The 7,175-nt window shown below is 42.3% G+C and carries 8 protein-coding genes; 1 reads left to right on the forward strand and 7 read right to left on the reverse strand.

The window, feature by feature from the left end; all coding sequences use genetic code 11:
• Positions 1-62: 62 nt before the first annotated feature.
• The 5 genes from B3143_RS10795 to B3143_RS10815 form a co-directional block, all read right to left on the reverse strand.
• Positions 63-881, reverse strand: a complete 819-nt coding sequence (locus B3143_RS10795) for a class I SAM-dependent methyltransferase (protein WP_034170619.1) — start codon at positions 879-881, stop codon at positions 63-65.
• Positions 875-1,699: an undecaprenyl-diphosphate phosphatase gene (locus B3143_RS10800; RefSeq protein ID WP_286740500.1), complete on the reverse strand. Its 825-nt coding sequence runs from the start codon at positions 1,697-1,699 to the stop codon at positions 875-877. The genes B3143_RS10795 and B3143_RS10800 overlap by 7 nt, the downstream gene beginning before the upstream one ends.
• Before the next feature lie 16 nt (positions 1,700-1,715).
• Entirely contained in the window at positions 1,716-2,381 is a 666-nt protein-coding gene (gene tsaB / locus B3143_RS10805) for a tRNA (adenosine(37)-N6)-threonylcarbamoyltransferase complex dimerization subunit type 1 TsaB (protein ID WP_034170617.1), read from the reverse strand.
• A gap of 140 nt (positions 2,382-2,521) precedes the next feature.
• Entirely contained in the window at positions 2,522-3,052 is a 531-nt protein-coding gene (locus B3143_RS10810; protein WP_034170616.1) for a gamma carbonic anhydrase family protein, read from the reverse strand.
• Positions 3,053-3,066: 14 nt separating this feature from the next.
• On the reverse strand, positions 3,067-3,681 hold the full coding sequence (locus B3143_RS10815) for a CoA pyrophosphatase (RefSeq protein WP_004783401.1): 615 nt from the start codon (positions 3,679-3,681) through the stop codon (positions 3,067-3,069).
• Positions 3,682-3,804: 123 nt separating this feature from the next.
• Between B3143_RS10815 and B3143_RS10820 the strand changes: the two genes are divergently transcribed.
• Complete coding sequence (locus B3143_RS10820) at positions 3,805-4,353, forward strand: NUDIX hydrolase (protein WP_262738344.1); 549 nt, start codon at positions 3,805-3,807, stop codon at positions 4,351-4,353.
• Positions 4,354-4,398: 45 nt separating this feature from the next.
• Here B3143_RS10820 and B3143_RS10825 read toward each other — a convergent pair whose 3' ends face one another.
• Complete coding sequence (locus B3143_RS10825; RefSeq protein ID WP_286740503.1) at positions 4,399-6,327, reverse strand: hypothetical protein; 1,929 nt, start codon at positions 6,325-6,327, stop codon at positions 4,399-4,401.
• Between the two features lie 21 nt (positions 6,328-6,348).
• The coding region (gene filE / locus B3143_RS10830) for a putative pilus assembly protein FilE (RefSeq protein WP_286740504.1) at positions 6,349-7,175 on the reverse strand (827 nt) is incomplete at its 5' end.

The raw sequence follows: 7,175 nt of genomic DNA on the forward strand, positions 1-7,175 counted from the left end.
TTATCAATGCCAATTTTTAAATATATAACAAATCCTTGATCTATTTTGAAGCAATTCTCATATTAAGTAACCAGTTCATGCTGAAAATAGGCATCAAAACGGCAAGCATCACCAGACCATTGATGATTTGGCTCTTTTCCAGCTAAAAATACGGCCAAACGAGGACGTTTCACCACCACCCGCTTGCCAATTTTTTGTGCCAATTCTAAGAGATTATCTCCCAGATCCATTTCACCATCTTCCGGTAAAAGCAGATGTAATAACTGCATTTGTTTTTTCACCTGTGCCTGCTTTTTCGGTGCCTGCTGGTTTTGGTCACGTTGTGGAAACATCGGGTCCAGATAAACCACATCAACGACCGCATTCTGCTCAGCCTGTGATTTCAGATAGTCTGCAGAATCTGAAAAAACCAGATGAATCCGCTTAACCACCGAACTTAGAAAAGTATCCTTTTTCGCTCGGTGATGACTGTCTTCAAGCAGGGTAAATAAAATAGGATGTCGTTCGACCAAGGTGACCTGAGCACCCAAATGTGCCATCAACAGACTGTCATGACCTAGACCAGCTGTCGCATCGACAAGAGTCGGCTTTTCTCCCAAATTACAAGCACGAGCAATCATTTCCGATTTTAAAGAGGCACGTTTTAAGCGCCCTACTTCTGCTTGCCAATCTGGTTGCATTTTCATGCCATTGGCACAGAGCCATAGGCCGTCAGCATCAACACACAGCGCCAGTTCGGGATGTAAACGCAAGAAACGTGCATTCAGCTTTTCAATAACCTCAATACTAACCTCTACATCACGAGAAGAAAGCACAGCCTCGAAGTGCTGTGCTTTCTCTTGATACTCAGATTCGGTATATAAGCGAATCGTGCTTACCATAATCTCCAACCTGTAAAGGCAAATAATAAAATCAGTAAACCTGAGGCAATGCGATACCAAGCAAAAACCATGAAATCACGTTTTGCCACATAGGCTACCAAGGCACGGATTAATAAAAGCGCCGAGATGAACGATACGATGATACCGACTGCCAGAACTGTCCAGTCTTCTGTGGTACTGTAAACATCATAGCTTTGATAAAGATCGAGCAGGCCTGCACCGATAATGACCGGAATCCCCAAGAAGAATGAAAATTCAGTTGCAGCCTTACGTGATACGCCAAGGAACATCGCCCCGATAATGGTCGCACCTGAACGTGAAGTTCCCGGTATCAGGGATAAGACCTGAATCAGACCGATCCAGATTGCATCTTTCACGGTCAGATCTTCAACTTCGTGGGCACGCACCTTAGGTGGATTCTTTTCAATCCAGATAATGATCAGACCACCAACGATCAAGCCAATGGCAATCGCAATATTATTGAATAGCAGCTCTTTTACGGTTTGCCCTAGGGTCAGGCCAATCAGCACAATGGGAATAGAGGCCAGAATCAGGCCAATCCCTAAACGGCGTCCTTGCGGTTCACCACTTACGATCCCAGTTGCTGCACCCCAAAGCCGTGCCCAATATTCATAAATAACCGCGGCAATTGCCCCCATCTGAATTGCGACGACAAAAACATCGCTTTTTTCTTTGGTCCAGAAATTCATTAATTCTGAAGCCAAAATCAGATGCCCAGTACTGGAAATAGGCAAAAACTCGGTAATACCTTCAATAATACCCATAATTGCTGCTTTCAGCAGCAGTAAAAGATCCATGCTTAATCCTGATTAATTATGCTTTGCCTTGTTCTGGAATTTTTTTCCATGCGTTATCACGTAAATATACCGGAAGTGCCAATTCTGCACTGACCCAATTTTCTGTTTTTGCTGCTGCACGCGCAATCATGGCAATATCCTGTGCTGTTGCACTGACATTTTTATATTCGGATGCTGTTTCTTGAACTAGATTGGCACCTGAACCCACCACAGTAAATTTAACTGCTTCAGCACCTTGTTCATAACTCAAAAGCTGTTCTTCATCAACAGCCTGCATAATCCCTTGAGCATCTAACTGATAACTGGCGACATAGACTTCATTCATCCGTGCATCCAGTACTGCAGTTACTGCAGTTAAACCATGCAAACGATATGCCGCTTGCGCCAAAGCCTGTAAAGTGGATACCGGAATTACAGGCAGATCATTTGACCAAGCCAAAGCTTGAGTTACAGCCGCATTGATACGAACACCACTAAACGATCCCGGGCCACGACTAAAGGCAATCGCTGTCAAATCAAACACAGCCCAGCCTAAATCATTGAGACCTTGTTCAATCATTGGAAGAATGGTTTGCGTTTGTGCCTTGGCGCGCGCATCAAGCTGAAAAAATAGTTCTTGAGTATCATCGATCACAGAGACGGAACACTGCTCATTGGCAGTTTCCAATGCCAGCACTTTCATGCACAACCTTAATTCAGAGAATATAAAAAACGTCGAATATAATACTCCACTCATATCTTCTAGGCGAGATTTTCCCAAGCCAGATACAAAAATGCCTAGAAAATTCTAGGCTTAACTGAGGACATTATTCAGATAACAGCCTAAAGCTGTACTTCTTCCATATCCTGAAATTTCTGGAAATGCTCAGCATAGTGCATGGCACTCATTTTCAGTTTTTGAATACTGGCATCATCTAAAGTTTTCACGACTTTGCCTGGTGAGCCCATCACCACCGAATTATCAGGAATTACTTTCCCTTCTGGAATCAGGGCATTGGCACCAATAATACAATTCTTGCCAATCACGGCATGATTTAAGATCACTGCTTGAATTCCAATCAGGCTATTATCGCCAATGGTGCAACCATGCAGCATGGCCTGATGACCAATGGTCACATAATTCCCGATGTTCATTTCAATGCCAGCATCGGTATGTAGCACTGCATTTTCCTGAACATTGGTGAAGTCACCTAAACGGATTTTGCTGTTATCGGCGCGAACGACGGCACCAAACCAGACACTCACCTGCTTGCCCAATTCGACCTGTCCAATGACTGTCGCTGTAGGTGCCACCCAACCATCCCATGGCTGATGCGTTACTTTTGGTGAATGTCCCTGAAATTGATATAACATGGCTGAAATCCTGTTCAACGGTTAAAAAATTTTGAGCGTTTAAACGCAGGTGAATTAAGTAAAAATGGCCAATCTTTTTTATAGTCCAGCCCGTACTGAAATAGTGAAATCAGCATACGTGCGGTCAGTCCCCAGACAATCTCATTTTCCACCCGCATACTTGGGAAATATAGGGACTGCTGGGCAAACCGTACTTCATAAGGCATGGGCTGAGCTTCCAGCAAATGCTGTAAGGAAGCAAAGAAAATCCGGTCAATTTCTGTCGGCTGAGGAATGAGTTGAATGGTAGGCGGAATTAAACCGACCACAGGCTTAACCAGCATCCCGTTACGTGCCTTTTGCATCGGGAGATCCCCGATCAGATGCACATCAAATGGATTAAGCGCCGTTTCCTCATACGCCTCTCTCAAAGCCACTACAATATTACTGGTATCTTGAGGGTCGCGTTTACCACCTGGAAAAGAGACTTCCCCTGCATGATTATTCATATAAGCTGAACGGCGTGTCAGCAAAACTTTGGGATCAGCTTCATCTGTGATCGCAATTAATACAGCAGCCTGTGCAGTTTGAATCCGTTTGGAAAATCGTAAATGTTTCTGCAAGCGTTGTATTAATCCCAGCTCATCCATTCATTCAGCTCCCTATGCGACTATAATTTCATCATAGCTGATTTTTGATTTGGCGGGATAGAAATGATGCCAAATTTTGATTTTTCAGTTATCCTGACCTTACTGTTATCATTGATGATGAATATGAACTTCTGTGTGAACTGTGGACATAAAACAACAGAGAAAATTCCTTTAGGCGATCAGAAGGTTCGCAAGGTTTGTACTACATGCGGATATATTCATTACATTAATCCAAAAGTGATTTGCGGTGCATTGGTGCTCTGGGAAGATAAAGTCCTGCTCTGCCGCCGTGCAATTGAACCACGTTATGGACTGTGGACCCTACCTGCCGGCTATATGGAACTGTTTGAAACCATGGAACAGGGCGCAGCTCGTGAAACCCGTGAAGAAGCCGAAGCTGAAGTGGATATTGAACAGCTGTACTGCATGTACAATATTCCGCGGATTGGCCAGATTTATGTCCTGTTCAAATCTCAACTGATTGATGGAAAATTTGGTGCAGGCGAAGAAACCATTGAAGCACGTTTATTTAATGAAGATGAAATTCCCTGGAGTGAACTGGCTTTCCCGAGTGTAGAGCATACGCTTCGTCATTATTTTGAAGACCGTAAAACCAATAGTTTCCCGATGCACCTAGAGACCTTGGGTACTCGTTTGGATCACACAGGTTAAAATGTCTTTTTATAAAAAAGCCCATCAAATGATGGGCTTTTTTCATTATTTTGTTTTGATGCTATAACAATCCGCTAATTTAAATGAAACACTTCCGCCACTTAGCTTGGCCAGATTGGTCTCCTCCGTCGTTTCATCAGTATTATTGTTATTATAAACTTTCTGGAAGCTGGCATAAGTATTCGCCCAACCTACGCTTTCTCCAGCTGAGTTGGTAAAGCCCACACGACTGGTTCCATTCAGTACATTAGATAAATTGAGTAATGCCCCACCAATCACAATCTTATCATCTGTATTGGTTGAAGCCTGAATAGTGGAGTTCATACCTACTAGGGCACCATTTAATGAACCAAATACAGGATCAGCGAAGACCAGTCGCATAGATACTGTTTTTTCATCTATAAATGCACGGCCTAAGGTACCGAGACGATATTGTTGAACGCCGTTATTGTCTTTAAGTCCAGCCGGTAAGATATCTCCCTGGCAACCATTAATGCTATCAGTTGCAAGATTGCTTGCGGACTGCATATTGGTACGCACATCACCATTACTATCAATCACAACACCCACTGTAACAGGGCTAATTGAGTTTTCGCTAAATTTAAACTCCATGTTGCCATACATTGGGAAAATATATTCTTCACCTGGCTCTACATTTTCAGCTGTTCTAAAAACTTGACGATCCAGATAGCTGATCGGGAAAATTTTATAAAGATCAATTGAGCCACTATAGTTGTCATCATCGGCATTAAAACGCCATAAGCCAAGACTGGCACGATCAGCATCGCTGAGTTCAGTTTTACCTGTAGCCATCTTATAAAATGCTTCTTTACCGGCAATCACATAATCGCTCAGCAAACGACCTTGGTAAATTTCTAATGGATTGCTGTTGTTAGCCACATTCATTTTATATGGTGCATTTGATGAAAGCATTCTCGTGGCAGGGCTAATCCAGCTGGTTTGCGGTACTGCAGTAATTTGCTGTGGTTTGATTTTACGGATCAATTCCGCATTAATGCCACCCAAAGATCCCAGATTATTGGAGCCCAGTTTTAGCTGAGTGTCACGCCACTGTAGTCCACTGCCGAAGGTATAACCCTGTCGGTCTGTAATCAGGATAAAATGTCCAAATAAATATTTAGTCGTTTTATCTTTAATGTCACATACAGATTTATTACAACCCGCCAGACCATCAGAACCAGTCAAGTTACTACTAATAATGCCTGAAGTTGAGAACAGAGAAAATTCCGGTTGATATACTGCTGCACTGGCAATATTGGCCAGTTTTTTTACGACTTCAAAGGCCTGATCATCACTAATCTGGCTAATATCAATAAAAGGTTTAAGGGTTTCTGCCAAATTTGCATCTGTCAGGCTGATATCTTTATTATTAATTTTGCCCAGATTCTTTCGCATATCCTCTGTGATATACAAGGGCTGTACATCCGTCGGATTATAGATACGGCCTTTTTCCAGTGCCAAGGTCTGCCAGATTTTCACCAGTTTCATCGCCACCTGTACGGTTGGATCTGTCTGTTCGATTCTGGCAATGTTACGACCGGTAATTCCCTTGGCAATATCAAGTACACTTAGTCGGGGTAATTGGCTCGATGTACTGAGGTTCATATATTCAGAGAGCTTGACAGTACCCAATTTGATTTTGGTATCACTAAAACTTTTTAGATAAAATTCGATACTATCTGCTTTTTGACAAGTGCCTGACGCCACCCCATCATTTTGGTCAAATAAAGTAATGAAGGTATTTTCTTTATCACCACTACAATTAAAGTTAAGACCATCAATTGGATATTCAAGCCCCCATTCCAGACAATTCGTTGCAGTAGCAGAGCAGGAACCATTCGTGGTGGCTTCATCATTTTGTTCTGGTATAACATTCGCACTTTCACCTCCGCATCCGCTGAGGGCGGCAAATAAAGCAGTGAAAGCAAATGGATATAATATTTTATTTTTCATCTTATTCTACTCGAATCGTCCTTATCGAATGGCGACTAGTTTTAGTCGTCCATAATTTGTCAGCATCTTGTCTTCAACATCTATGGCTGAAGCGAGTGGGGTCATTAATATATATTGGCTTTGCGCAGGAATCTGAATAATTCCCTGTATCTTCTCATGTTGAATAATATTGGCTTGTGCTTCCTGATTTTTGAAACCGCCCGCCCCTTCTAAAACACAGCCTCGTTCATCCAGAAATACAACAAATGGCCAGTAATAGGCAGGATTGTTCTGACGGGAAGCATAAGACTGAATCTGAATATTTTTAATATCAGATTTTAGCTTCACAATTTCATAATCAAACTCATCTGATTTCAGTGGTGCCCGTGGCCACAGATTAATGGATTTACCTGCACTAATCTCTTTCGCATTCTTAACTTTTTTATCTTTAAAACACTGCTTACCTAAGCTTTCTACAGATTCAGGCTGAGAAATACGGTAGTAGGTTTGGGCCAGTACGACTGGACCAGAATCTACAGCAGGTTGTTGAAACAAGGATTTTATAATCGACTGTCCCACTCCTTTTTCACGCTCAATCGTCTGTACACGTGTTGACCCAATATTTTTATCAACTATCCCTTCAGGCATACTGTAGAAACGTTTTTTACCTTCCAGATTAAATTCTTTATTTTCCAGATATTCACTATCCACATATTCCACCCCTTCAATCTGACTGAAACCCTGTTTTTGAACAGGATCAGGTACTGCCTGAATGACAGGTTCAGAGGTTTGAGGCTGTGTCACTGGTGGTAAGTATTGCGGTAATTTAGACTCAACGTGTTTAGTTGGTTGTACTGGTTGTACTGGTT

The organism is Acinetobacter sp. UBA1496 (genome assembly GCF_002324975.1).
Lineage (GTDB): Bacteria > Pseudomonadota > Gammaproteobacteria > Pseudomonadales > Moraxellaceae > Acinetobacter > Acinetobacter variabilis.